Below are 24,836 nucleotides of genomic sequence, written 5' to 3' on the forward strand. Positions count from 1 at the left end.
GAAGTGATAATAAAGAATATAAAAAAAGTATTATATTTAATTATAGCTGTGAGTATCATCTGTAATATAAACATCTATGCTTCCGAAGATAAACCAGACGAAGCTATTGAATATATAAATGGGATAAGAGAAAAAGTATCAGTCAGATCTATAGAGAATAGTAAACAGTTGGAATCATCTGCTGCTAATCATAGTAAATATATGTCTGTAAATAATAATTTCTCCCTTATTGAGGAAAGTGGAAACAAATATTATAGAGGAAGATATAGCTGGGATAGAGCATCCTATTACTCATACTTCAATCCTTATATAACAGAATTTATAAATAATAATTTGGATAGCTACAAAAATGGGGTTGTAGATTTAATTAATAATCCATATTCCAGAATATCATTTTTAGATCCACTGTATCAACATATAGGTATGGGTTCATATAAAGATATGTACACATATGACCTTGGAGGAAAATCTAGGGACTTGACAGTAAAAAATAAAAAAATTGTAATATACCCTTATGACAAGATGGAAAGTGTACCTATAACTTGGGAAAATAATTATAAAATAAATCCCTATAGAGATTTGGATATAGAATCTAGCAATGTAGGCTTGCCCATTACACTAAGTTACTATTCAGATAAAAATAAAATAAGAAGAATATACAACAATGATATAAAACTGGAGAATGAAGATAAAGGACTTGAAGTTAAAACCAAAATAATATTACCTCAGGATGATAAATACATTGATAACAGTTTAATAATATTGCCTCTAAAAAAATTAGAATATAATACTAATTACCAGGTTTCAATAAATGTAGATTTCATTTTTCAAAATAGTACAATACCCAGTGAAAAAAAATCTAAGTATACGGTGAATTTTAAGACCGAAGCAAAAGATAATCCCTTAGATAGAGCCAAATTCACTGAATATCTTGTAAAAGCTTTGAAAATTGATATATTAGAACCAAAAGAAGTATTCAAAGACATAGATATAAAATCAAATGACGCCAAATATATTTACACAGCCTATAAAAATGATCTAGTAAGTGGTTTTGGCGATGATACATTTCGTCCTAATCAAAATATAACAAAAGAACAAGTATATACTTTATTGATTAGAGCCTATGAAAAAGAAAATGGCGAAATTAAATTGAACGAATATAAATCATACAGTTACAGCTATCATAGTGTCAGCAACTGGGCCGTAAATTATATGAAAAAAGCGGAAGAGATCGGATTGTTAAGTAGAGTAAGAAGTAATGAATTAAAAGGAGAAATAACAGAATCCGAATATAAAAGAATAATAAATCTATATCAAGAAATATATAATGTAAAAAAGGATATTAACTAAGATTAATATCCTTTTTCTGACTTACTTGCGCTTTTTCTTGACGAATAAGTTTTAATTGATTAAGATAGAAAGAGGTATATATAAGTTTAATTTATATATTAACATAAATTTTTTTTGTAAGGAGGAATTTCTATGAGGGAAATATCAGTTAATCTTATAACAAAAGAGATTAAAGAAATGTGTATAGAAGCCAACTGTTATGTAAGTAAAGACATATTAGATACTATAAAAGAATATAAAAACAAGGAAGAATCACCAATTGGAAAAGATATATTAGAACAAATACAACAAAATGCAGAGATAGCAAAAAACAAGATGATGCCTATGTGTCAAGATACAGGGATGGCAGTTATATTTTGTGAAATAGGGCAGGATGTACATATAACAGGTGCATCTATAACCGATGCAATAAATGAAGGGGTAAGACAGGGATACGAAGAAGGTTATCTAAGGAAATCTGTTGTAAAAGATCCTTTCTTCAGAGAAAACACAAAAGACAATACTCCTGCAATAATTCACTATGATATTGTTGAGGGCGATAAAATAAAAATAACAGTTGCCCCAAAAGGATTCGGTAGTGAGAATATGAGTAAGATTGCTATGTTAAAGCCAGCTGATGGAATAGAAGGCGCAAAAAAAGCTATATTGAACATAGTAGAACAAGCTGGTGGTAATGCATGTCCACCTATGATAGTAGGAGTTGGTATAGGAGGCACATTCGAAAAAGCTGCTTTTCTAGCAAAAAAAGCTTTACTAAGACCTGTAGGCAATTACTCATCAAAAGAATATATTAAAGATATGGAAGAAGAATTATTAGATAAAATTAATAAACTAGGAATTGGACCAGGAGGATTAGGTGGAAGGACAACAGCACTGGCTGTAAACATTGAAACTTATCCAACGCATATAGCTGGATTACCAGTCGCTGTCAATATTAGTTGTCATGCTACTAGACATAGCACACGAATTATTTAATCAGTCTATAAGATTGTGGGAGGTATAGAATATGACTGTAGAAATAAGTACTCCTCTAACAGAGGAAAAAGTTAAAGATCTCAAGGCTGGAGACAAAGTATTATTATCAGGTGTATTATATACATCTAGGGATGCAGCCCATAAGAGAATGGTTGAACAATTAGAAAAAGGTGGAGAACTACCTTTTGATGTTAAGGATAGTGTTATATATTATGTAGGACCATCACCAGCAAAAGAAGGTGAAATAATTGGTTCAGCAGGACCAACTACAAGTTATAGAATGGATCCATATGCACCTTACTTATTGGATAGAGGCCTAAAAGGTATGATAGGAAAAGGTGACAGGAGCAAAGATGTAATTGAAAGCATGATAAAGAATAAAGCAGTATATTTTGCAGCAGTTGGTGGAGCAGCAGCTCTTCTAGCTGATAAAATCAAAAAAGTTGAAGTAATAGCTTATGATGACCTAGGAACTGAAGCAGTGAGAAAAATGGAAGTAAAAGATCTACCTGTAGTAGTTGTCATTGACAGTGAAGGAAACAATCTATACGAAACAGAAAAGAATAAATACAAGATTATATAGATAAAGGTTATACAAATATCCTATTAAAATATAATAAATAAGAGTTAGGGGATGTAACTATGCATCAAGAAATAACAAAAAGAGAAAAAATATCACCATTAAAAATGCTTGTTTTTATAATAATAGGTGCAATACTATTAATACTTTTTAATTTCTTAGGAAACACATTAAAGATTAATACAAGTATCATCGATGGTTTGACATTAATAATAGCAACAATATTATCTTATATCATTATAAAAAAATATATAACTTCTTACAAATACATGTTGATTGAAAATGAATTCATCATACAAGAAATAACAGGTTCAAAAGAAAAGATATTAGTGAATATAAACACTAATCAAATAAAGAAAATTAAACCTATTACCAGTAGTGATTATGCTAATGATAAAAAAAAGAAATATAACAAAAGAAAGAAGTTAAATAAAAATCTTAAGAACCTAGATATATATTATTGCATATATGAAGAGGATGATGAATTGAATTTATTCGAAATTCAACCTTCAGAAGAACTTATTAAATTATTAAATATTACTAAATAAAGTTTTAATTGAAAGATACTTTACAAAATTAATTATAATTGAATAATACATTACTTATATAAATAATATATCAATAACATTTGCGTATTGATATATTATTTTTTTGTATTTTTTACAATAATAATTATTATTTTGTTAAAAATTATGACAAAACCCCCATGATATGGTAATATAAGTATAAGATTATTACAAAAAAAATAAGTTTTCTTATTATGAGTTGGATGATTTGTTAATATTAGATTAATATTTAATTCTTCAATTTATAAAGGTAAAATACCAAGCTTGACAGTTGGTAAAAAACAATATTTTTTCTGTAATAATTTAATATTTTTATGTAGATATGGGAGGATTGTTATAAGATGAAAAAAGTATTATCAATTATTGTTATGCTGACTATGGTGTTCACTCTACTTCTAACTGGTTGTGGAGAGAAAAAAGAAGAAGACACAATAGGTCAAGGAAATGAAGTAACTGATGATCAAGAATCTGATGCAGACTCACAAGAAGACATAAATGATACAGAAGATAATAACACAGAAGATAATCAAGACGAAGCTCAAGATAATGTAAATCTAAAAATAAGTATGGTAACTGATACAGGTGGAATAAATGACCAATCATTTAATCAATCTGCATGGGAAGGATTAGAAAAAGCTCAAAAAGATTTAGGTATAACTCCAGAATATATGGAATCAACTCAAGAATCTGACTATGCTCCTAACTTGGAAACATTATATGACCAAGGTAATGATTTGATATGGGGTATTGGATATCTAATGGCAGATGCTGTATACAAGGCAGCTGAAACTAATCCAGACAGAAAATATGCGATTATAGATAATGCATATGAAGAACCATTAGATAATCTATTAGGTGTTACATTCAGTGAACATGAACCATCTTTCTTAGTTGGATACATAGCTGGTAAAATGACAAAAACAAATAATGTAGGTTTTGTAGGTGGTATGGAATTTGATGTTATCTGGAGATTTGAGAGTGGATATAGAGCTGGAGTAAAAACCGCTAATCCAGATGCTAAGATACAAATTCAATATGCCAATGATTTTGGTGACACAGCAAAAGGTAAAGCAATAGCTAATAGTATGTATCAAAACGGAGCTGATATAATATTCCATGCTGCTGGATTTACTGGTACTGGAGTTATAGAATCAGCTGTTGAAAATGAAAAATATGTTATTGGTGTAGACCAAGATCAAAGAGCAAAACTAGGAAAAGATGCAATTATCACATCAGCAGTCAAGAGAGTTGACCAGGCAATATTTATGGTTGCAGAAGATCTTAAAAATGGGAAATTTGAAGGCGGAACTAATAAAAATTACGGATTAAGCGATGGAGCAGTAGGAATAGCTCCAACATCGGCAGAAGCTGTACCAGAAGATATATTAGAAGAAGTTGCTAAATTAGAGGAAGATATAAAAGCAGGTAGGATAGTTGTTCCTAAGACAAGAGAAGAATATGATGAATTATATGGTGATAAATAGTTATTTGACTCCTAAACAGCTCAGGCATATTGTCTGAGCTGTGATTTTAGCCAACTAAATAGAGAAAGGATAGATACTTTGCATAATATAGATTATAAAACCAGAGTAATTGAAATGAAAAACATTACTAAAAAATTTGGTCATCTAACTGCTAATGATAATATCAATCTTACAGTATATAAAGGAGAAGTTCATGCACTATTAGGAGAAAATGGAGCAGGTAAATCTACTCTAATGAATCAATTGTATGGAATGATAGAGCCAACAAGTGGTGAGATATATATTAATGGTAATAAAGTTAATGTAAATAATCCTAATGTAGCAATAGCTAATGGAATAGGCATGGTCCATCAACATTTCATGCTAGTTGAACCTTTTACAGTAGTAGAGAATATTATTCTTGGCAGTGAGATAACTAAATATGGTGTGTTAGATATGAAAAAAGCCAAAGAAGAGATTGTTGAATTATCTGAAAAATATAGTTTATATGTAAATCCTGATGACAAAATAGAAGATATAACCGTAGGTATGCAGCAAAGGGTGGAAATACTAAAAGCTCTATATAGAGGAGCTGATATATTAATATTAGACGAACCTACAAGCGTGCTTACACCACAAGAGATAAAAGAGTTAGTTATTATAATTGATAATTTAACAAAAGAAGGTAAATCAGTAATAATAATAACTCATAAGTTAAAGGAGATAAAACAGGTAGCTGACAATTGTACAATAATCAGAAGAGGAAAACGAATTGATACAGTTAAAGTAGATGAGGTAACGGAAGAAGAGCTAGCAGCCAAAATGGTAGGTAGAGAAGTAACATTCAAAGTACCAAAAGAGGATAGAGAAACATCAGATACAGTATTGTCCATTGATAACATTACAGTAAAAAACAACAGGGGTCTAGTTGCTGTTGATGGACTATCTCTAGAAGTCAAGAGAGGAGAAATAGTTGGAATAGCTGGTGTAGATGGTAATGGACAAAGTGAATTAGTTGAAGCTATAACAGGACTAAGAAAAATTGAAAAAGGACATGTTAAGATAAACGGGAAAGACATTACCAATATGACACCTAGAAAAATAATTGATAATAAAGTATCAACAATACCAGAAAACAGGCAAAAAGTTGGGTTAGTCCTTGATTTTAGTATATATGAAAATATGATACTGGAAAATTATCATAAAGAACCATTTTCTAAAAAAGGTATCCTACAAAAAGATAAGATAATTGATAATGCTAAGAATTTGATTAAACAATTTGACATAAGACCAACTGATGAAAACGTGTTAGCTAAATCTTTATCCGGTGGAAATCAGCAAAAAGTCATTATAGCTAGAGAGATAATGAATAACCCCGATCTTCTCATAGCTACACAACCAACAAGAGGTCTTGACGTAGGAGCTATAGAATACGTACATAAAGAATTGGTAAAGCAAAGAGATAGGAATAAGGCTGTATTATTAGTTTCATTAGAGCTTGATGAGGTAATGAATGTATCGGACCGTATTGCAGTCATATATGAAGGGAAAATCAAATATGTAGTAGATGCAAAAGAAGCAACTGAAGCAAAATTAGGATTAGAGATGGCAGGGGGCAAAAAATAATGGAGAAGAAAAAACTATTAAAATCAACTACCAAGATGACGCTCTTGTCAATATTGTTTGGATTTATTATAACAGCTATTATATTACTTATTGCCAGGTATAATCCACTTCAGATATATGGCGTTATAGTAAAAGGTGTTTTCAGTAAACCTAAGTACATTGCATATACGATAATCAAATCTACTCCATTAATATTAACAGGTGTTTCTATAGCATTTGCCTTAAAAACAGGATTATTGAATATTGGAGCAGAAGGACAATTTATAGTAGGAACAATCGTAGCTTCAATGGCAGGATATTTTTTCAACCTACCTCCAGTAATTCACCCTATAGTAGTTATGATTGTAGCAATTATATTTGGAGGGTTGTGGGGAGCTTTAATCGGAGCTTTAAAAGCAAAATTCGGTATACATGAGGTAATATCATCTATCATGTTGAACTGGATTGCTTTATATGCTCATAATGCTGTTATTAATATACCTGCATTCTTTGAACGTACTAATAAAGCACATACTATCAAAGATAGTGCTAGTATTGTGTTTTTAGAAGGGTTCAAAAACTCTGAATCGGGAAAAGAGTGGTTGTTAGACCATCCTGGAATAAGAGATATTCTAAAAGCTCCAGTCAATTATGGAATCATAATAGCTATATTAGTTGCAATATTAATCTGGTTCATATTAAATAAAACAACCCTAGGTTTCAGATTAAGAGCTGTTGGTTACAATAAATTTGCTGCTGAATATGGTGGAATTAATGTAAAGAGAAATATTGTTACTTCCATGTTCATTTCAGGTTCTGTTAGTGGACTAGCTGGTGCTCTAATGATACTTGGTGTATCAAAAGGTATAACCACCCTATCTGCAATGGAAGGATATGGTCTAGACGGAATCGGAGTCGCTCTGATAGCAGGTAATTCACCAATAGCATGTATTTTCTCAGGATTATTCTTTGGAGCGCTAAAATACGGAGGCTCCAAAATACAGGCTAGACCTATTGAAGCTCCAAAAGAGATAATTAGTATAATGATAGGTACAATTATATTTTTTATAGCAATTCCTAGAATCGTTAAAGTATTAAAACGTTTAACAGGTAGAAAAGGGGTGACTAGATGAATAGTATAGGGTTTATATTAGGAACTACATTAATGTATTCTACACCTCTTATATATACTTCATTAGGAGGCGTTATATCAGAAAGATCTGGAGTCTTTAATATTGGATTAGAAGGTATGATGACTATGGGAGCTTTTATAGGGGCTACTGTAGGTTATTATTCAGGAATTTGGTGGCTTGGACTAATATGTGCTGGAATAGGTGCAGGTCTATTAGCATTATTACACGCAGTAGCATCTGTTACACTTGGAGCTGATCAAGTTGTCTCTGGTATTGCTATTAATTTTTTGGGACCAGGATTATCATTGTTCCTATGCAGAAAATTTTTTGATGGAAAATTTATGACAAAAAGTATTCCTCTAGAAAATAAAATACCCAAATTATTTAAGGGAGTGTTTCCTGAGTATTCGTTTTTAGATAATATATTTGATCAAGAAATAACAGTTTACTTAGCATTTCTATTTGCAATAATTATGTGGTTTATATTATATAAGACTAAAGTAGGTCTTAGAGTTAGAGCAGTTGGAGACCATCCAGAAGCTGCAGATACCTTAGGAATCAGCGTGCATAAGACTAGATATATATGTGTAATATTGTCTGGGGTATTATCAGGTTTTGGCGGCGCTTCCATGAGCCTGGCAGTAGCATCTAATTTCTTTCCAACTTTAATATCTGGACAAGGATTTATTGCCTTGGCGGCCATGATATTTGGAAATTGGAAACCACAAGGTGCATTAGGAGCATGTTTAGTATTTGGTGGAGCTCAAGCATTGGTTGTCTTCTTAGGTGGAAAGAATATACCTATACCTATAGATGTATTATCAATGATTCCATATGTATTGACAATAGTAATACTTATGGGATTTATAGGCAAATCTGTTCCACCAGCAGCTGATGGAGAACCATACATAAAAGAATAAGTATAGATATTAAAAGCCAGTATATTTTAGTTATAGATTAGTATTATTACTAGCTATAGTTATAAATTGAAGATTAATTATATAAAAAATATAATAAATAAATTTTATATTGAGTTATACAAGATTAAGTTATACAAGATATAGTAATTATCAAGGTTTAATTACTATATCTTGTATATAAAGGTATGGTTAACTAGATTAATAGCGATTAATACTCCTTGGTATATATATCTAGACACCATAAAAGAAAAGTTTAGTACATTTAATAGGGATATAAGTATACCTAAAAGGCATATATATCCCCTAAATCAGAGTATAATCGAGTATTTTCGATATAGTATATATGTATAAAATATAATAATTAATAAAAAATATAAAAAACGTATTGACATTATAGGTATCCTCTAGTATAATAACTTTTGCGCTACTCGTTAGGGCATAATTAAATATTTTATATAATTCAGTTGTGGAGAAGTACTCAAGTGGCTGAAGAGGTGCCCCTGCTAAGGGTATAGGTCGTTCACGCGGCGCGAGGGTTCAAATCCCTCCTTCTCCGCCATTAACAATTATGTAAAATAAATAATTAAAAAAAAATAAAAAAAGTTGTTGACAAATGTTGAAATGCATGATAAGATATATTTCGTTGTCTCGCAAAAAACAACAGCAAACAACAGCAAAGAACCTTGAAAACTGAACAGTGAAACAACCAAAAACTTAGTAATAAGTTTTACCCAAGAAAATTCCTTAGTAAATTAATGGATAAGACGATAGTCTATAAAATATAAGCCAGAGCAATCTGGTCAAGATGAAACTTTAACATGAGAGTTTGATCCTGGCTCAGGATGAACGCTGGCGGCGTGCTTAACACATGCAAGTCGAGCGAGAAGCTATCTATTGAACCTTCGGGTGATTTAGATAGTGGAAAGCGGCGGACGGGTGAGTAACGCGTGGGTAACCTGCCCTATGCAGGGGGATAACACATTGAAAAGTGTGCTAATACCGCATAAGACCACAGAGTCGCATGACTCAGTGGTAAAAACTCCGGTAGCATAGGATGGACCCGCGTCTGATTAGCTAGTAGGTAAGGTAACGGCTTACCTAGGCGACGATCAGTAGCCGACCTGAGAGGGTGATCGGCCACATTGGGACTGAGACACGGCCCAAACTCCTACGGGAGGCAGCAGTGGGGAATATTGCACAATGGGGGAAACCCTGATGCAGCGACGCCGCGTGAAGGAAGAAGGTTTTCGGATCGTAAACTTCTATCAGCAGGGAAGATAGTGACAGTACCTGACTAAGAAGCCCCGGCTAACTACGTGCCAGCAGCCGCGGTAATACGTAGGGGGCAAGCGTTATCCGGATTTACTGGGTGTAAAGGGTGCGTAGGCGGCGAAGTAAGTCAGATGTGAAAGCCCGAGGCTCAACCTCGGGACTGCATTTGAAACTGCTTTGCTAGAGTGCAGGAGAGGAAAGCGGAATTCCTAGTGTAGCGGTGAAATGCGTAGATATTAGGAGGAACACCAGTGGCGAAGGCGGCTTTCTGGACTGTAACTGACGCTGAGGCACGAAAGCGTGGGGAGCGAACAGGATTAGATACCCTGGTAGTCCACGCCGTAAACGATGAATGCTAGGTGTCGGGGGTCGAACCTCGGTGCCGCAGCAAACGCATTAAGCATTCCACCTGGGGAGTACGATCGCAAGATTGAAACTCAAAGGAATTGACGGGGGCCCGCACAAGCGGTGGAGCATGTGGTTTAATTCGAAGCAACGCGAAGAACCTTACCAAATCTTGACATCCTTCTGACCGTTCCTTAATCGGAACTTTCCTTCGGGACAGAAGAGACAGGTGGTGCATGGTTGTCGTCAGCTCGTGTCGTGAGATGTTGGGTTAAGTCCCGCAACGAGCGCAACCCTTATCTTTAGTAGCCAGCAAGTTAAGTTGGGGACTCTAGAGAGACTGCCGGGGACAACTCGGAGGAAGGTGGGGATGACGTCAAATCATCATGCCCCTTATGATTTGGGCTACACACGTGCTACAATGGCGGTGACAAAGGGAAGCAAAATGGTGACATGGAGCAAATCCCAAAAAAGCCGTCCCAGTTCGGATTGTAGTCTGCAACTCGACTACATGAAGTTGGAATCGCTAGTAATCGCGAATCAGAATGTCGCGGTGAATACGTTCCCGGGCCTTGTACACACCGCCCGTCACACCATGGGAGTTGGAAGCGCCCGAAGCCAGTGACTCAACTGCAAAGAGAGAGCTGTCGAAGGTGAAGCCGATGACTAGGGTGAAGTCGTAACAAGGTAGCCGTATCGGAAGGTGCGGCTGGATCACCTCCTTTCTAAGGAAAATAAGATATGTAGTTAATCTAAGGAAGTTTTTAACCGAAGATTAAAAACTAGCTGAGGCTAATCTTATAAAAAGCACTAAGGACTTAGGTAAAAGACTAAGGTAATTAGTTGTTTCACTGTTGAGTATTCAAGGAACACAAAAGAATACAGAAAATTTCTGGTGGCGATGCGTTTTTGGGAAACACCCGTTCTCATACCGAACACGATGGTTAAGCCATTAACGGCCGATGGTACTTGGTTGGAGACGACCTGGGAGAGTAGGTGGCTGCCAGATTACCAGTTTTACTTTAACTTCATATGACACTATCAAAATTCTTTAAGATGATTAAAGAATTTAGTTATCAGTTATAGGAAATGTAAGTAAAAAAAATTAAAAAAGTGCTTGACACAACGCTGGTGACTATGATAATATATCCTAGCGCTTAACACAAGCCAAACAAAGAAACAAAAAAGATTTATAATGAAAGAGATCGTTTTACATACGTAAAGCCGACTCTTAAATGAACATTGAAAACTACACATTGTAAGTTATTAATCCAATCGGACTATTGATGATAAGTCATCGATAAGAAGAGAAGAAGAAATAGCTAGACATCAAATAATCAATATCCTTGAAATAAATAGTAACCATATGTCGCATATGGAAAACTGTGAAAACAAGAAAAACCAAAGCAACAACAAGCTACGAGAATCAAAAGATTCTATAAAATAACTTGTAAATCTTAGCTCTTAGATGACTAAAACATAGGTCAAGCTAATAAGAGCATAGGGTGGATGCCTTGGCACTAGGAGCCGATGAAGGACGTGATAAGCTGCGAAAAGCTTCGGGGAGGCGCAAATAGCCATCGAGCCGGAGATATCCGAATGGGGAAACCTGGCTAGGAAATACCTAGTTACTGCATAGTGAATACATAGCTATGCAGGGGGAACTCGGGGAACTGAAACATCTAAGTACCCGAAGGAGTAGAAAGAAACATCGATTCTCTGAGTAGCGGCGAGCGAAAGGGGAAGAGCCCAAACCTAATAACCTAGTTATTAGGGGTTGTGGACTGCATAAGGTATCTTGAGAATTAACCGAATGGTTTTGGGAAAGCCAACCAAAGACGGTGAAAGTCCGGTAGGTGAAAATTCAAAAGAGCTGGCAGGATCCAGAGTAGCACGGGACACGAGAAACCCTGTGTGAAGCTGGGGGGACCACCCCCCAAGGCTAAATACTACCTAGTGACCGATAGCGAATAGTACTGTGAAGGAACGGTGAAAAGAACCCCGGGAGGGGAGTGAAAGAGAACCTGAAACCCTATGTTTACAAGCAGTCGAAGATCTATATATGATCGACGGCGTACTTTTTGTAGAACGGTCCGGCGAGTTACGTATACTGGCAAGGTTAAGGACTAAAGGTCTGGAGCCGAAGGGAAGCCAAGTCTTAACAGGGCGTTAAGTCAGTGTATGTAGACCCGAAACCGGGTGACCTACCCATGGCCAGGATGAAGTTACCGTAAAAGGTAATGGAGGTCCGAACCCACACGTGTTGAAAAACGTGGGGATGAGCTGTGGGTAGCGGAGAAATTCCAATCGAACCCGGAGATAGCTGGTTCTCCTCGAAATAGCTTTAGGGCTAGCCTTGATGGAGTCTAATGGAGGTAGAGCACTGAATTGTCTAGGGGGCTGCGAAGCTTACCAAAACATATCAAACTCCGAATGCCATATAGATGCTCATCAGGAGTCAGACTGCGCGAGATAAGTTGGGTAGTCAAAAGGGAAAGAGCCCAGACCACCAGCTAAGGTCCCAAAGTACATGTTAAGTGGGAAAGGATGTGAGATTTCGAAGACAACTAGGATGTTGGCTTAGAAGCAGCCATACATTCAAAGAGTGCGTAATAGCTCACTAGTCGAGAGATCTTGCGCCGAAAATGTCCGGGGCTAAAACATGACACCGAAGCTGTGGATTGATAGTAATATCAGTGGTAGAGGAGCATTCTTAAAAGGGAAGAAGCTGTACCGTAAGGAGCAGTGGACTATTAAGAAGAGAGAATGCCGGAATGAGTAGCGAGAGAGAAGTGAGAATCTTCTCGGCCGAATATCTAAGGTTTCCAGAGTAAAGCTGATCTTCTCTGGGTAAGTCGGGACCTAAGGCGAGGGCGAAAGCCGTAGTCGATGGACAACAGGTTGAAATTCCTGTACCGCATGCAAACAGAACTGTGGGGACACAGGAGGATAAGAGAATCGGGGAATGGAAAAACCCGTTTAAGTACAAAGGATAGGATGGAAGGAAAATCCGCCGTCCGTTTCTGAAGTACGAACAGGACCGAAATAAAAGTAGGGAAGTCTCTGAATCCATACTGTCAAGAAAAGCCGCTATTGTTTTGTATGTGCCCGTACCGTAAACCGACACAGGTAGATGAGGAGAGAATCCTAAGGCCGACGGGAGAAGCGTTGTTAAGGAACTCGGCAAAATGACTCCGTAACTTAGGGATAAGGAGTGCCTCTTTATAGAGGCCGCAGAGAATAGGCCCAAGCGACTGTTTAGCAAAAACACAGGTCTCTGCAAAACCGAAAGGTGAAGTATAGGGGCTGACGCCTGCCCGGTGCTGGAAGGTTAAGAGGAGGGGTTAGCGCAAGCGAAGCTCTGAATTTAAGCCCCAGTAAACGGCGGCCGTAACTATAACGGTCCTAAGGTAGCGAAATTCCTTGTCGGGTAAGTTCCGACCCGCACGAAAGGCGTAACGATTTGGGCACTGTCTCGACAACGCGCCCGGTGAAATTGTAGTACCAGTGAAGATGCTGGTTACCCGCGACAGGACGGAAAGACCCCGTGGAGCTTTACTCCAGCTTGATACTGGGATTCGGTATTACATGTACAGGATAGGAGGGAGACTTTGAAGCAAGGACGCCAGTCTTTGTGGAGTCGATGTTGGGATACCTCCCTTGTAGTACTGGATTTCTAACCTGGCACCATAAACTGGTGTAGGGACAATGTCAGGTGGGGAGTTTGACTGGGGCGGTCGCCTCCGAAAAGGTATCGGAGGCGCTCAAAGGTCATCTCAGAATGGTTGGAAACCATTCGAAGAGTGCAAAGGCAGAAGATGGCTTGACTGTGACACCGACGGGTGGAGCAGGTACGAAAGTAGGACTTAGTGATCCGGTGGTATGAAAGTGGGATTGCCATCGCTCAACGGATAAAAGCTACCCCGGGGATAACAGGCTTATCACTCCCAAGAGTTCACATCGACGGAGTGGTTTGGCACCTCGATGTCGGCTCATCGCATCCTGGGGCTGAAGTAGGTCCCAAGGGTTGGGCTGTTCGCCCATTAAAGCGGTACGCGAGCTGGGTTCAGAACGTCGTGAGACAGTTCGGTCCCTATCCGTCGTGGGCGCAGGATATTTGAGAGGAGCTGTCCTTAGTACGAGAGGACCGGGATGGACGAACCGCTGGTGTATCTGTTGTATTACCAAGTGCATAGCAGAGTAGCCAAGTTTGGAAGGGATAAACGCTGAAGGCATCTAAGCGTGAAGCCCCCCTCAAGATAAGATATCCCATACCGAAAGGTAGTAAGACCCCTTGAAGACTACAAGGTTGATAGGTCGGAGGTGTAAGCATGGTAACATGTTCAGCTGACCGATACTAATAGGTCGAGGGCTTGACCTAAGTACATCAAAGAGATTTGAGTGTATGGTAGTTAAGCTAAGAGTTAAGATATATAAGTTATGTAGCTTTGCAAAGGTTGATAAAGATGATTTGTTGATGACAATGTGTTGTTTTGAATGTTTATAAATGTGGCCCAGTGGTTCAGTTGGTTTAGAACGCCGGCCTGTCACGCCGGAGGTCGAGGGTTCGAGTCCCTTCTGGGTCGTTAGTTGTAAAACTAATAGATTTATATAATATTTATTCCCAGGGCGCATAGCTCAGCTGGGAGAGCACCTGCCTTACAAGCAGGGGGTCACAGGTTCGAGCCCTGTTGCGCCCACTAAATCAAATTCCTTTACAATAAGTTAGGAATTTTATATAGCACGGTAACGTGCATAAAGCAAATAATCCATTAGTATTTACATATTATAAAGATTATAATAGAATAATTTTTATAAGAATAACAAAAAATATTATAAAGTGGATGAAAATAAATATGCGCCGACGTGGCTCAATTGGCAGAGCAGCTGACTTGTAATCAGCAGGTTATCGGTTCAAGTCCGATCGTCGGCTTGCAATGGAGGGGTTCCCGAGTGGCCAAAGGGGGCAGACTGTAAATCTGTTGGCTCCGCCTTCGAAGGTTCGAATCCTTCTCCCTCCACTAATTAATAGTAATATAAGTACTGTTAATGTTAACGCGGAGTGGAGCAGTCTGGTAGCTCGTCGGGCTCATAACCCGAAGGTCAGAGGTTCAAATCCTTTCTCCGCAACCAATATGCCCAGATAGCTCAGTCGGTAGAGCAGAGGACTGAAAATCCTCGTGTCGGTGGTTCGATTCCGCCTCTGGGCACCATAAAAACTTTATAAAATTTGGGCCACTAGCTCAGTCGGCTAGAGCACTGGACTTTTAATCCAGGTGTCCCGGGTTCGAGTCCCGGGTGGCTCACTTAAGAAATCGTCTATATTTATAGACGATTTTTTAGTATAATGAAATAGTCTAATATAATATAAGAATAATTACTATAAAATAAAATAAATGTTATCAACAGATTCTATATGAAAAACATAAAACTGTTAACAATCTTATATGAATCCGATTGTTTCTGTTGATAAGATAAATAAGTATAAAAATCCTTTACTGAATGGATAGGAGAATTTGAATGAAAGAAAAAACACTCTATAATCACCTTATGGAATATAAGAAGAAAATTTATCCTTTTCATATGCCAGGACATAAATTAGGTAGAAAATTTAAGCTAAAAAATATAGCTAAGATAGATGTTACAGAAGTAAGAGGAACAGATAATTTGCATGATCCTTCTGGTATAATATATGAAGCCCAAGTAAAAGCAGCAAAGACTTTTGGTGCAGATAAAACTTATTTCTTAGTAAATGGTAGTACTGGAGGTATTATTTCTGCCATAACTTCAATATGTAAAGAAAAAGACCAAGTATTGATTGCAAGGAATAGTCATAAATCCGTTTATAATGCTATATTAATAAATAATTTGGTACCCATATATATTTACCCCAAAGTACTAGAAAACGGTCTTATTGGTGGAATTAATCCAACAGAGATTGAAGAAAAAATCAAGAATAACTCTCATATTAAGATGATAATTATTACAAGTCCTACTTATGAAGGTTATGTATCCAATATAGCCGCAATATCAAAAATAACCCATAAATATAATAAGATATTAATGGTTGATGAAGCCCATGGTTCACATTTTAGATTCCACAATTATTTTCCAGAAACTTCATTACAACAAGGTGCAGATATAGTTATTCAGAGTGCCCATAAAACCCTACCATCAATTACTCAAACCGCTATGTTGCATATCAAAAATGATAGGATAGATACTAATAGATTACAAAATGCTCTATCTATCTTTCAAACCAGCAGCCCCTCATATGTACTAATGAATAGTCTAGATAGCTGCAGAAATATAATTGACACAAGAGGTAATAAATTATTCAATGCATATGTTAAACAATTAAAAAATTGCAGACATAGATTAAAGGCTCAGTTAAAGAATTTACAGCTTATAGATAATGAAATAATTGGCAGCAAGGAAATAGCAGCCATGGATTACTCTAAAATAGTTATAGATTGTACAAGTGCTGATATTACAGGGGCACAACTTGATGAAATACTTCGTGACAAATATAATATACAAGTAGAGTTAAGTGGTATTAATCATATTATTGCAATGACTTCAATATGCGATAGTAAATATGGGTTTAAAAAATTAGTTAAATCCCTCATAGAAATAGATAGTAAGTTAAGAAAAAAACAAATAAAGGGCAATAAATATGATATAATAAATAATGCCCGAATACATTATAACCCAAAGGATGCCTTTAATAAAAATAAGGTTGAAATAAAATTAGAAGATGCTGTTGATAAGATATCAGGAGATTTTATTATACCTTTTCCACCAGGAATACCTTTAATTGTTCCAGGAGAAATAATCACAGAAGAAAATATCAATCTAATCAACGAATATCTGGAATTGGGTATAGAAATAATGGGGATATGTAATAAGGAATATAGAACAATTAATATAATTGAAGAGGTGTAAAATGAAAGGACTATTTATTAGTATAGAAGGAGCAGATGGCTCAGGTAAATCAACTCAGATAGAGAAGTTAAAAAGTTATCTGGAAAATCATAATTATGAATTTGTATTTACAAGAGAACCAGGTGGTACAGTTATAAGTGAATCCATAAGAGATATAATATTGAACAAAGATTTTATGGAGATGTCAGATATGACAGAAGCACTTTTATATGCTGCTTCAAGAGCACAGCACGTAGAGCAATATATAAAACCATTATTGGATGAGGGCAAAATAGTTATATGTGATCGATTTGTAGATTCATCAGTAGTGTATCAAGGACATGCTAGAGGTTTAGGTATAGATAACGTAGAACAGATTAATAAATACGCAACAGGCGGGTTAGAACCAGATATAACTATTCTATTGGACATTGATGCTGAAGAAGGATTAAAGCGTAAAAAGGATCAAAGAGAGCTAGACAGATTAGAATTGCAGAAATTAGATTTTCATAAAAAAACTTGTGAAGGCTATAGAAAATTAGCTGAACTTCATTCTCATAGAATTAAAATAATTGATGCATCAGAATCTGTAGAAAATATCCATAGGGAAATAATAAATACTATTGAACACATTATCAATAATAGGTATAATTATAATAAATAAATATCTAAAAAATATTAATTGATTATAAAAGAGTTATTATAATATCTTCATATTCTAAACAAAAATCTATATTTATCCGATATTAATCATATAATATAATAAATTAATAGCCTATAGATTGTTTATTCATTTTATCTTATAAAAATTAAATTTTTAGGAGTGATACTATGAAATTAATCATAGCAGTAATTCATGATGAAGACTCTCACAGATTAACTGAAGGACTTAACAAAGCAGGATTTATGGCTACTAAATTAGCTAGTACAGGCGGTTTCTTAAAAACTGGCAATACTACAATACTTATAGGTGTGCCAAAAGAAAAAGTTGACGAAGTAATAGAGATTATAAAAAAAGAGTGTAAAACCAATAAACAAATGTCACTACTGAATCCACCAGTAGCTGGTATGCCAGATGGATATTTACCATATCCAATTGAAGTAACAGTTGGAGGAGCAACAGTATTTGTCATTGATGTAGACCAATATTACAAATTATAAAAGTTTATGAATAACTGATACAAAAGATAAATAATTTCTAGATGGGGGATATTGTTATGGATTTAAAAGTAAATACCGTGAAAATGCCAGATATGAATGATAATATTAATAGGATTGATAATAATAACAATAAAGAATTCAAATTTACATTACTTAGCAAAATAGATGAATCATCACTTCAAGATAAATTGAATATGATGATTAACGATATAACAGAGCAAGGTAAGAAAATTGCTAAGCATATGGATGTAAAAGATATGAAAAAATATAGAGAATTAATCAAAGACTTCGTTAATGAAGTAGTAACCCACTCTCACAAATTTTCAAGAGAAAATTTTTTAGACAGACGTGGAAGGCATAGAGTATACGGTATAGTCAAATTAGTGGATAGAAATCTAGATGATCTAGCAAAAGAATTAATTCAGGAAGAAAAAAATAATCTTAATATATTAGGACATGTAGATGAGATAAGGGGACTATTATTAGATATAATGACATGATAAATATATTTTTATCCATAAACTAATTTGGGGTTTTATCCTATAAAAATAAAAGAGTTGTCTCATAAACATTTTTGTTGGTTATTCTTAAGGTCTATTAACATAAAATGTGTATTGAGACAGCTTTTTTAATTTATCATATTGGGGAGAACTTTTTAAATACATGAGATTATGTTAATAATAATAGATAAACCCATAAAATATAGAATAATTATAAAAAATCCTATAAATTATGCTCTAAAACAGTGTATAATAATGTTTAGAGATGAATTTAAGATAGTTTATCAGGAAGGGAATATAAATGTATACTTTTGATGAAATAGTTGGGCATAATGAAATAATAAACCACTTACAAAGTGCTATCAAGACTAATAAAATATCCCATGCATATATAATTGATGGTGAAAAGGGAATTGGCAAGAAACTTATTGCTAATACTTTTGCTAAAACACTTCAGTGCCAGAAAAAAGGAATTTCACCATGTGATGAATGTATATCTTGTCGGACTTTTGATTCATTGAACAATCCAGATGTAATATATGTAGAACAGACCAAAAAAACAGGTATTGGTGTTGATGATATAAGAGAACAGATTAATCAGGATATAAATATTAAGCCTTATCAGCATCCCTATAAAATCTATATTGTGGATAATGCAGATACCATGACAGAACAGGCACAGAATGCTTTACTCAAGACAATTGAAGAGCCTCCATCATATGTGATGATACTTCTACTATCTAATAATATAAACAAATTTTTAATTACTATATTATCAAGATGTGTAGTTTTAAAATTAAAACCCATAATGCCTGATAAAGTTATGAATTATGTGATAGAAAAACTTCAAATATCAGATTATAGAAGTGAGTTAATAACTTCTTTTGCTCAGGGGATAATAGGTAAAGCAAAGGAATTGGCATCATCTACAGAATTTTTTGATATGAGAGAAAGTATGATAAAGATTGTAGATATTATAATTAATGGTGATGATTACCAACTATTAGAGGTAAGTCAGAAATTCGAGGATTATAAAGATGATATACAAGATTTTTTAGATTTACTTATGACTTGGTTTAGAGATTTGCTCATTGTAAAAAAGATAAATGATGAGATGTATATAATTAATAGAGATAAATATAGAACTCTGTTGAAACAAGCACAGGTTTTATCGTATAATAGAATAAGTATAATGATTGAGAATATTAATAAAGCTAAAAATTTATTGAAACAAAATGCAAATTTCAGATTAGTTATAGAGATGATGATATTACAAACAAAGGAGAATTAATATGATAAAAGTAATCGGTGTCAGGTTCAGGAAGGCAGGTAAGATATATTATTTTGATCCTAATAACTTAGATATAAAAAAAGGACAAAATGTCATTGTAGAGACAGTTAGAGGTATAGAATATGGACATGTTGTAATAGGAATCAAGGAAGTGACTGATGATGAGATAATACAGCCACTAAAGAGCGTTATAAGGATTACAACACCAGAGGACGATAAAAAAGAAGAAAAGAACAGGTCAAAAGAAAAAGAAGCTTTTGATATTTGTGTCAAGAAAATCAGCAAGCATGGTTTAGGAATGAAACTTATTGATGTAGAGTATACTTTTGATAATAACAAAGTATTATTCTATTTTACAGCTGATGGAAGAATTGATTTCAGAGAATTAGTTAAAGACTTGGCTGCAATATTTAAAACAAGAATAGAATTAAGACAAATCGGTGTTAGAGATGAGACAAAGATGATAGGTAGTATCGGTATCTGTGGAAGACCTCTTTGCTGCCATACACATCTATGTGAGTTTCAGCCAGTATCAATAAAAATGGCTAAAGAACAGAATTTATCTCTTAATCCAACTAAGATATCTGGAGTTTGTGGAAGGTTGATGTGCTGCCTTAAATACGAAGAATCAACCTATGAATATCTTAATAAACACTTACCAAACGTGGGAGACAAGGTAATCACACCAGAAGGACAAAAAGGAGAAGTACTAAGTGTAAATGTTCTTAGACAGCTAGTAAGATTGGTTGTTAGAAAAGATGATGGAGATCCAGAAATATTACAATACAAGGCAAGTGAATTAAAGTTTAAAGTTGGTAAACCTTGTAAAAAATGTACTAATGGTAATAATGAAGCTATTTCAAAGGAAGAAGAAAAAGAATTAAAGGAATTACAGAATCTAGAACGTAAAGAAGGTAAAATGAAGAGAGAGTAGATATAAATGGAACTTAAAAAAGGCGAAAGAATAGATGAACTTCATAGAAATGGATATAGAATAATACAAAATACTGGTAAGTTCTGTTTTGGAATAGATGCTGTACTATTGACTGGTTTTGCAGTTGTTAAAGAAAAAGAAACAGTTCTTGACTTGGGTACAGGTACAGGAATTATTCCAATACTATTGGAAGCAAAAACAAAAGGTAATCATTTTACTGGGCTGGAGATTCAAGAAGAAAGTGTAGAAATGGCAGATAGAAGTGTTAAACTTAACTGTTTGGAAGATAAAATATCCATAGTAAAAGGTGATATAAAGGAAGCAGTGAAGCTGTTTCCTTTATCTAGTTTTGATGTGATAACTTCTAATCCACCTTACATGAATAATAAAAATGGTATAAAAAATGATCTACAACCAAAATCTATAGCCAGGCATGAGATACTATGTACATTAGATGATGTTATAAAAAATACCGCTTCTTTATTAAAGGTAGGAGGAAGATTCTATATGGTACATAGACCAAGCAGATTACCAGAGATAATTGTAACACTAAAAAAATATAAACTAGAACCTAAGAGAATAAGATTAGTTCATCCTTATATAGACAAAGAACCCAATATGGTACTAATAGAATCAGTGCGACATGGTAAACCTTTATTGAAAGTAGAGCCACCACTAATTGTATATGAATCAGTTGGGAAATATACAGATGAAATATATGATATATATGGATATAATCAATAAGAGATGGGAATGAGAATATGTCAGGGAAATTATATCTAGTAGCGACACCTATTGGTAATCTGGAGGACATAACATATAGAGCTATAAGAGTATTAAGTGAAGTTGATATTATAGCTGCAGAAGATACACGACATACAAAAAAGCTGTTGAATCATTTTAATATAAATACATCCTTAACCAGTTATCATGAGCATAACAAAATTGAAAAGGGTCCGTATCTTATTAAAAAATTACAAGAGGGTTTAACTATAGCTTTAGTAACAGATGCAGGAACACCTGGAATATCAGATCCTGGGGAAGACTTAGTCAGACTATGTAGAATGGAAGATATAGAAGTTACATCTGTTCCTGGTGCAGTGGCGTTGATAACAGGACTTATACTATCTGGGCTCAACACTAGGAGATTTGTTTTTGAAGGATTCCTACCTCATGATAAAAAAGAGAGAAATAGCATATTACAGAAACTAAAGGTTGAACATAGAACCATTATATTATATGAAGCACCTCATAGATTAAAACAAACCCTTAAACAATTATTGGAAGCATTAGGTAATAGGAATATTGCAATTACTAGAGAGTTGACTAAAAAATTTGAAGAAGTAGATACTATCACTTTGGAGGAAGCAGTAAATAAGTATGGTTCTGAATCGCCAAGAGGTGAATTTGTACTCATTATTGAAGGTAGACCATTGGAAGATTTGAGAAATGAAGAAATCCAGAGATGGGAAAATATTTCTATAGAAGATCATTATAATAAATATATTGAAGAAGGATTAGATAAAAAAAATGCCATGAAACAAGTAGCCAAAGATAGGGGTACGTCAAAAAGAGATATATATAACTATTTGGTAAAATTAGATAATCAAGATTGAAGATATTCGTAATACTAATAGTATCAATATAAATAAGAAACCCTCTATGATTAGAGGGTTAGTTTTATATTCAAGTATATTTAATTTAGTCTACATTAAGTCCAGCAATTTTGGCCATTTCAATAATTGATTGTCTAGATACTTTTTTCCCATAATAGTCAATTAAATCATCCATATTGCCAGTGAATATATCAGCAGGCTGATATTTCTTAAGTATGATTTGTTCATTATCGACATAAATTTCTAGAGCATCTTTTTCTTTAATATCAAAATTCCTACGTATTTCAATTGGTAAAGTTATTCTACCTAATTCATCAAGTTTTCTAACAATTCCTGTTGACTTCATAATATTTCCCCCTCAAACCGTTATGTTTATCCTATATAAGGATAACACAAAAGGTAATAAGTGTCAATAAAATGGATAATCTTGTAAATATAATCTTTTTTTGGCGAATATTACAAAGTGAGTATTAATTATCATCTTTAACGCAAATAATAGTATATATAATGTTGAAATATAGGAATAAAGAAGGTATAGTTAAAGAAGTAATAATTATCTAGAATCTATCAAAGGAGAACGTAAAATGGAATATAGTATTTTTGATATTATTGGACCAGTAATGATTGGACCTTCCAGCTCACATACTGCTGGAGCAGCCAAAATTGGTTATATTGCTAGAGAGATCTTTGGTAAGGAAGTAAGTGAAGTAAGATTCTATCTTCATGGATCATTTGCAAAAACTTATTTAGGGCATGGTACTGATAAAGCATTATTATCAGGAGTAATGGGTTTTCTTCCAGATGATGAGAGACTTAGAAATGCATATGAGATAGCTGAGAAAAAAGGAATAAAGTATAAATTCAATTCAAAAGATTTGGGAGATGTCCACCCTAACACAGTAAGGATTAATATGTTTTCAGAAGACGGTCATGAAATGATGGTAATGGGTTCGTCAATTGGCGGGGGTAAAGTTTCCATTATAAAAATAAATGATTTTGATGTTGATTTCAATGGAGAATATACTACATTGATTACAAAACACCTAGATAGGCCTGGAGTAATGGCAGCTATTACTTCAATCTTAGCAAAAGATAAGGTTAATATTGCATTCATGAAGTTATACAGAGATGCCAGAGGAGATTATGCCAGACTTATTTTAGAATCTGATGAAGAGATTGAAATGTGTGTACTAGAGGATATTAAAAAAATGGAATATGTAGATGATGTAACGAAAATAGATAAATTAATACTATAATATCAATGACTTGAAAAGGGTGAGGTAATGAATTATAAAAATGGGAAAGAGCTATTAGCAATATGTAAAGAAAAAAATTTGGCGATATATGATGTAGCGATCTTAAATGAAAGCATCAATAGCTCTCTAACTAAAGAAGAAATATATAATGTAATGAAAAATAATCTAGATATAATGAAAAATTCAATTGAAAAGGGTCTTGATGAAAAAGAAAAGAATATCAAAGGTTTTATGATCGGTGGGGAAGCAAAAAAATTAAAAAGATTCTATGAGAACAATAAATCCATATGTGGAAAAACAATGTCCAAAGCTATTAGTTATGCTCTTAGTGTAATGGAAGTAAATGTTTCTATGGGTAGAATCGTAGCTTGTCCTACAGCAGGTTCATGTGGAGTATTACCAGCGGTACTTTTAGCAGTCAAAGAAAAATTTGATCTGGATGAAGAAACTGTTGTAAAGGGATTATTAACTTCTAGTGCGGTAGGTATTATCATTGGCAAGAATGCTTCTCTATCAGGAGCAGAAGGGGGATGTCAAGCTGAGGTAGGGTCTGCATCAGCGATGGCAGCAGCAGCAATTGTAGAAATGCTAGGAGGAACACCGGAACAGGCCTTGAATGCATCAGCCATTGCACTGAAAAACCTGATGGGGCTGATTTGTGACCCTGTAGCAGGTCTTGTAGAAGCTCCATGTGCAAAAAGAAATGCTATAGGTACTTCCAACGCTATGATTTCGGCAGAAATGACCTTGGCTGGTATCAAAAGTATTATACCATTTGACGAGGTAGTCGTAGCTATGGGAAAAGTAGGTAAAATGTTGCCGGTGAATCTTAGAGAAACAGCAGAAGGTGGTATAGCAACTACACCTACAGGTAGAAAATTGAGAAAGAAAATATTTGGAGAAGATAAAGTCAACTAATTTTAATATAGAGTTATCCAATATATG

Annotated in this window: 19 protein-coding genes, 8 tRNA genes and 3 rRNA genes; 29 read left to right on the forward strand and 1 reads right to left on the reverse strand. The window is 34.6% G+C overall.

Features of this window, described 5'->3' with window-relative positions:
* Nucleotides 1–3: 3 nt before the first annotated feature.
* From HYG85_RS10775 to rsmI, 27 genes are all read left to right on the forward strand, one after another.
* Nucleotides 4–1,350 (forward strand): S-layer homology domain-containing protein, encoded by a 1,347-nt coding sequence (locus HYG85_RS10775; RefSeq protein WP_212693464.1) that lies wholly within the window; start codon nt 4–6, stop codon nt 1,348–1,350.
* Between the two features lie 132 nt (nt 1,351–1,482).
* On the forward strand, nt 1,483–2,325 hold the full coding sequence (locus tag HYG85_RS10780; RefSeq protein ID WP_113672978.1) for a fumarate hydratase: 843 nt from the start codon (nt 1,483–1,485) through the stop codon (nt 2,323–2,325).
* A gap of 31 nt (nt 2,326–2,356) precedes the next feature.
* Nucleotides 2,357–2,908, forward strand: coding sequence for a Fe-S-containing hydro-lyase (locus HYG85_RS10785; protein WP_113672979.1), 552 nt, complete (start codon nt 2,357–2,359; stop codon nt 2,906–2,908).
* Between the two features lie 59 nt (nt 2,909–2,967).
* Entirely contained in the window at nt 2,968–3,453 is a 486-nt protein-coding gene (locus tag HYG85_RS10790) for a hypothetical protein (protein ID WP_113672980.1), read from the forward strand.
* A 359-nt stretch (nt 3,454–3,812) separates the two neighbouring features.
* Nucleotides 3,813–4,955: a BMP family lipoprotein gene (locus tag HYG85_RS10795; RefSeq protein WP_244971310.1), complete on the forward strand. Its 1,143-nt coding sequence runs from the start codon at nt 3,813–3,815 to the stop codon at nt 4,953–4,955.
* Nucleotides 4,956–5,069: 114 nt separating this feature from the next.
* Nucleotides 5,070–6,560 carry an ABC transporter ATP-binding protein gene (locus HYG85_RS10800; RefSeq protein ID WP_276515035.1) on the forward strand — a complete coding sequence of 497 codons (1,491 nt, stop codon included), beginning with the start codon at nt 5,070–5,072 and terminating at the stop codon, nt 6,558–6,560.
* A complete protein-coding gene (locus HYG85_RS10805) occupies nt 6,560–7,672 on the forward strand; it encodes an ABC transporter permease (protein WP_212693465.1) in 1,113 nt (370 codons plus the stop codon). Before HYG85_RS10800 ends, HYG85_RS10805 begins: the two co-directional genes overlap by 1 nt.
* On the forward strand, nt 7,669–8,592 hold the full coding sequence (locus tag HYG85_RS10810; protein WP_212693466.1) for an ABC transporter permease: 924 nt from the start codon (nt 7,669–7,671) through the stop codon (nt 8,590–8,592). Before HYG85_RS10805 ends, HYG85_RS10810 begins: the two co-directional genes overlap by 4 nt.
* A 468-nt stretch (nt 8,593–9,060) precedes the next feature.
* Nucleotides 9,061–9,151: transfer RNA gene (locus HYG85_RS10815), tRNA-Ser, on the forward strand.
* Nucleotides 9,152–9,406: 255 nt separating this feature from the next.
* A 16S ribosomal RNA gene (locus tag HYG85_RS10820) occupies nt 9,407–10,934 on the forward strand.
* Nucleotides 10,935–11,100: 166 nt separating this feature from the next.
* Nucleotides 11,101–11,218, forward strand: a 5S ribosomal RNA gene (gene rrf, locus HYG85_RS10825).
* A gap of 473 nt (nt 11,219–11,691) precedes the next feature.
* Nucleotides 11,692–14,590, forward strand: a 23S ribosomal RNA gene (locus HYG85_RS10830).
* The 16S, 23S and 5S rRNA genes sit together here with 8 tRNA genes alongside, the layout of an rRNA operon.
* A 130-nt stretch (nt 14,591–14,720) precedes the next feature.
* Nucleotides 14,721–14,795: transfer RNA gene (locus HYG85_RS10835), tRNA-Asp, on the forward strand.
* 41 nt (nt 14,796–14,836) lie between these two features.
* Nucleotides 14,837–14,909 (forward strand) — tRNA-Val (locus tag HYG85_RS10840).
* A gap of 160 nt (nt 14,910–15,069) precedes the next feature.
* A tRNA-Thr gene (locus HYG85_RS10845) sits at nt 15,070–15,142 on the forward strand.
* 6 nt (nt 15,143–15,148) lie between these two features.
* Nucleotides 15,149–15,230: transfer RNA gene (locus HYG85_RS10850), tRNA-Tyr, on the forward strand.
* Between the two features lie 35 nt (nt 15,231–15,265).
* Nucleotides 15,266–15,342: transfer RNA gene (locus HYG85_RS10855), tRNA-Met, on the forward strand.
* 4 nt (nt 15,343–15,346) lie between these two features.
* A tRNA-Phe gene (locus HYG85_RS10860) sits at nt 15,347–15,422 on the forward strand.
* Nucleotides 15,423–15,441: 19 nt separating this feature from the next.
* Nucleotides 15,442–15,515, forward strand: a tRNA-Lys gene (locus HYG85_RS10865).
* A gap of 214 nt (nt 15,516–15,729) precedes the next feature.
* On the forward strand, nt 15,730–17,154 hold the full coding sequence (locus HYG85_RS10870) for an aminotransferase class I/II-fold pyridoxal phosphate-dependent enzyme (protein ID WP_212693467.1): 1,425 nt from the start codon (nt 15,730–15,732) through the stop codon (nt 17,152–17,154).
* 1 nt (nt 17,155) lies between these two features.
* Nucleotides 17,156–17,797, forward strand: coding sequence for a dTMP kinase (gene tmk, locus HYG85_RS10875; RefSeq protein ID WP_193774495.1), 642 nt, complete (start codon nt 17,156–17,158; stop codon nt 17,795–17,797).
* 167 nt (nt 17,798–17,964) lie between these two features.
* Nucleotides 17,965–18,294, forward strand: coding sequence for a cyclic-di-AMP receptor (locus HYG85_RS10880; RefSeq protein ID WP_113672985.1), 330 nt, complete (start codon nt 17,965–17,967; stop codon nt 18,292–18,294).
* Between the two features lie 56 nt (nt 18,295–18,350).
* Complete coding sequence (locus tag HYG85_RS10885) at nt 18,351–18,794, forward strand: YaaR family protein (protein WP_113672986.1); 444 nt, start codon at nt 18,351–18,353, stop codon at nt 18,792–18,794.
* Between the two features lie 301 nt (nt 18,795–19,095).
* A complete protein-coding gene (locus HYG85_RS10890) occupies nt 19,096–20,085 on the forward strand; it encodes a DNA polymerase III subunit (protein WP_212693468.1) in 990 nt (329 codons plus the stop codon).
* 1 nt (nt 20,086) lies between these two features.
* Nucleotides 20,087–21,019 (forward strand): PSP1 domain-containing protein, encoded by a 933-nt coding sequence (locus HYG85_RS10895; protein ID WP_113672988.1) that lies wholly within the window; start codon nt 20,087–20,089, stop codon nt 21,017–21,019.
* Between the two features lie 6 nt (nt 21,020–21,025).
* Nucleotides 21,026–21,763, forward strand: coding sequence for a tRNA1(Val) (adenine(37)-N6)-methyltransferase (locus tag HYG85_RS10900; RefSeq protein WP_113672989.1), 738 nt, complete (start codon nt 21,026–21,028; stop codon nt 21,761–21,763).
* Nucleotides 21,764–21,780: 17 nt separating this feature from the next.
* On the forward strand, nt 21,781–22,635 hold the full coding sequence (gene rsmI, locus HYG85_RS10905; protein ID WP_212693469.1) for a 16S rRNA (cytidine(1402)-2'-O)-methyltransferase: 855 nt from the start codon (nt 21,781–21,783) through the stop codon (nt 22,633–22,635).
* 85 nt (nt 22,636–22,720) lie between these two features.
* Here rsmI and HYG85_RS10910 read toward each other — a convergent pair whose 3' ends face one another.
* Complete coding sequence (locus HYG85_RS10910) at nt 22,721–22,981, reverse strand: AbrB/MazE/SpoVT family DNA-binding domain-containing protein (RefSeq protein ID WP_113672991.1); 261 nt, start codon at nt 22,979–22,981, stop codon at nt 22,721–22,723.
* 238 nt (nt 22,982–23,219) lie between these two features.
* On the opposite strand from HYG85_RS10910, the gene sdaAB reads away from it, so the two are divergent.
* Entirely contained in the window at nt 23,220–23,891 is a 672-nt protein-coding gene (sdaAB, locus tag HYG85_RS10915; protein ID WP_113672992.1) for an L-serine ammonia-lyase, iron-sulfur-dependent subunit beta, read from the forward strand.
* A 27-nt stretch (nt 23,892–23,918) separates the two neighbouring features.
* The gene (sdaAA, locus tag HYG85_RS10920) at nt 23,919–24,809 is read left to right on the forward strand and encodes an L-serine ammonia-lyase, iron-sulfur-dependent, subunit alpha (protein WP_212693470.1); all 891 of its coding nucleotides are present in this window, start codon (nt 23,919–23,921) and stop codon (nt 24,807–24,809) included.
* The last annotated feature ends 27 nt before the right edge of the window (nt 24,810–24,836 follow it).

The sequence above is a fragment of the Vallitalea guaymasensis genome, from assembly GCF_018141425.1.
Classification (GTDB): Bacteria; Bacillota; Clostridia; order Lachnospirales; family Vallitaleaceae; genus Vallitalea; species Vallitalea guaymasensis.